4 protein-coding genes and 1 pseudogene are annotated in these 2,458 nt (G+C 57.7%); 2 read left to right on the top strand and 3 right to left on the bottom strand.

The window, feature by feature from the left end; all coding sequences use genetic code 11:
• Window positions 1-187: pseudogene (locus tag HF921_RS11810) on the bottom strand (heterodisulfide reductase subunit B); the annotation flags it as partial.
• A 192-nt stretch (window positions 188-379) separates the two neighbouring features.
• On the opposite strand from HF921_RS11810, the gene HF921_RS11805 reads away from it, so the two are divergent.
• A complete protein-coding gene (locus HF921_RS11805) occupies window positions 380-700 on the top strand; it encodes a hypothetical protein (protein WP_064217715.1) in 321 nt (106 codons plus the stop codon).
• A gap of 3 nt (window positions 701-703) precedes the next feature.
• Window positions 704-1,612, top strand: a complete 909-nt coding sequence (locus tag HF921_RS11800) for an ATP-grasp domain-containing protein (protein ID WP_064217716.1) — start codon at window positions 704-706, stop codon at window positions 1,610-1,612.
• Here the strand turns inward: HF921_RS11800 and HF921_RS11795 are convergent.
• Entirely contained in the window at window positions 1,560-2,264 is a 705-nt protein-coding gene (locus HF921_RS11795; RefSeq protein WP_226834561.1) for a lysophospholipid acyltransferase family protein, read from the bottom strand. The genes HF921_RS11800 and HF921_RS11795 overlap by 53 nt on opposite strands.
• A 20-nt stretch (window positions 2,265-2,284) precedes the next feature.
• Window positions 2,285-2,440, bottom strand: coding sequence for an HAD hydrolase-like protein (locus HF921_RS11790; protein ID WP_226834563.1), 156 nt, complete (start codon window positions 2,438-2,440; stop codon window positions 2,285-2,287).
• Window positions 2,441-2,458 lie beyond the last annotated feature (18 nt).

Here is a 2,458-nt window from a genome sequence, read left to right as displayed (position 1 = left end):
CTTCCTTCTCCAGTTCCCACATGTGATCGCGAATGTCGTCCATCCGCTCACCCAGGTCCACCGTGCGCCGGTCAACATGATTACGCACCCAGGCCGTAGCCGCCTCAGCTTCGTTCGCCGAAAGATTCGTATCCTGAAAAAAGGCGCCGTGACCCGCTACGCCCTGCTGCGTGCTGTTGTCGCTCATGATGGTCTCCTTGGCCGTTAAGCCGCTTGTTGCGAATATGTTCTACACGTACCCAAGTAGTTGACCATTGTGCTCCACAATAATTCCGTTGCCAAGTAAATGACTATATGATTATCGTCGTGGATGACGTTTTGTATTTACGGATGGCTTTCCTGTGCACTTATGCACATTAAAACAAATGGATGGGATATTATGGGAAGCTTGGGACAGACGCAGATTCCGGCACCTGGGGAGATTGACGAACGTTGCCGCGCATTGTATCTGACTCCAGCGGTGCGCAGTAAAGGATGGTTGCCGAACCTGTTTTGGCGACCTGCGACGCGGGATAACCCCTTCGGGACGCTGCGGGTGGATTCCTGGGAGCTGGAGGTGCTTTTTGCCGCGATTGGCGGTGAATCTGCCTTGTCGCGGGCGGCACTGGAACAGCGCGCACCCGGTCGCGCTGGATTCATTGAGCGCTCCATTGCCCACGGTGAATTGCCACTGCTGAGCTTTCGCGAGGACATACCTTAAGTCATGCCCGCGCCGCCCCGCATTGCGATTCTCTCGCACCATACCGGGTTGTACTCGACCCGTCGCCTGCTGGATGCGGTTGCCGCGGCGGGCGCAGAACCCGTATTGCTTCAGCCTGAGCATTGCTTATTGATGTTAGATGATACTGCGGCCCGGCTTTACTACAGATCATCTCTCCTGGCGCCCTGCACCGCAGTGATTCCGCGAGTAGGCGGTCCGCTGACGCACTTAGGGTCACGCCTGCTCCGTTTTTTTGCGGGGGAAGGCAGTTGCTGCCTCAACAGTGCGGAATCGCTGGAGTTGTCCCGTGATAAGTTTGCTTCTTTGCAGGTCCTGGTTGCCGCGGGTATTGCGGTGCCGAAGACGGCCTATTTCACGCAGATGGAGCAGCGTGATCTAGCAGTGTCTGCCGTGGGTACGCCCTTGGTACATAAACTGCTCAGTGGTTCCCAGGGGGTGGGCGTTAGTCTGGCGGAGACGGATATAGCGGCACGGGGAATGCTGGACACCTTTCTTCATCTGCAACACGAAGCGATGGTTCAGCGCTTTCTTCCAGGGCGTCATGATTTTCGGATGATCGTCCTCTTCGGCGAGGTGATTGCGGCCATGCGCAGGGATGCTTCTGCTGAGGATTTTCGCAGCAATCTGCATTGCGGGGGCCGGGCGTCGGCGCTGCTGGATTTGCCGGAAGATTTTGCCGCCATTGCCCGCCTGTCGGCGGCTTCACTAGGTCTGGGTTTTGCCGGGGTGGATATCATGCTGGCGGAAAATCAGCGGCCTTTGGTACTGGAAGTAAATCCCGTCCCCAGCTTGGAAGGTATCGAAGGAATCACGGGTCAGGATATCGCCGGTACTTTGGTTAAAGCGCTTTTACAGCAGGCCCTGTCCCCATCTCTGCAACCGCGGTTGTAATCCAGTCTTGTGCTTGCTGGTTGAGGGCTGCGGCTTTACCTACGGGGGCTAGTGCGGGGCCGATTTGCACCTCAACTACCCCCGGCCATTTGCGCCAATCTGCGCGTGGCCAGAAGCACCCGCTATTCACGGCGATGGGCAGGAGCGGAACCTGGGCGCGAATGGCCAGGCCAGCGGCCGTGCTGCTGAAAGGACCAACCTTGCCACAGGGGTGACGAGTGCCTTCCGGGAAGATCACTACATTAAAGCCTGCCGCCAGACGGACTTTGCCTTCTTCAATTACCTCCACCAAGGCCTGCCTGCCGGCGTCGCGGTCGATACCAATGGGCCAGGATAGATGCAGGCCCCAGCCAATCACTGGGATACGGAGAAGTTCCTTTTTCAGTACATAGGAGAGTCGTGGGAAGATGCACCAGAGGAGCAGAGTCTCCAATGCCGATTGATGGTTGGCGACGATGACGCAGGGCGTGGCGGGAATGTTGGCGAGGCCGCAAACCCGATAACGCAGGCCACAACTCCAGTGGAGCCAGCTGACGCCGGTACGTGCCCATAAACGACTGGTCCAGACTCTCGCCGTCAGCGGCAACAAGGTGACGGTCAGGCTGAAAAAGGCCCAGACCAGGGTCCAGATTGTAAAACCAATGTAGAACAAGCTACTGCGAATAGTGCGTATCACGGAATGCCGAGAATGGCGTGTACCGCCGCGTTAAGATCCGCAAAAATGGAAACGCCCGCCGCTTCCGCTGTCAAACGCATGCTTTGGCCTTTACCCGTCAGCACCAGCATGGGTCGTGCACCGGCTGCACGCGCGGCGAGCATATCGCGCATACTGTCGCCAATGGCGGG

The sequence above is a fragment of the Acidithiobacillus ferriphilus genome (assembly GCF_018854775.1).
In the GTDB taxonomy this organism is placed as follows: Bacteria; Pseudomonadota; Gammaproteobacteria; order Acidithiobacillales; family Acidithiobacillaceae; genus Acidithiobacillus; species Acidithiobacillus ferriphilus.
This window is presented reverse-complemented; position numbering and strand designations above follow the sequence as displayed.

Coding starts and splice junctions, on each gene's coding strand:
- HF921_RS11805 (WP_064217715.1), top strand. CDS start 380: ATGGGAAGCTTGGGACAGACGCAGATTCCGGCACCTGGGGAGATTGAC.
- HF921_RS11800 (WP_064217716.1), top strand. CDS start 704: ATGCCCGCGCCGCCCCGCATTGCGATTCTCTCGCACCATACCGGGTTG.
- HF921_RS11790 (WP_226834563.1), bottom strand. CDS start 2,440: ATGCGCGATATGCTCGCCGCGCGTGCAGCCGGTGCACGACCCATGCTG.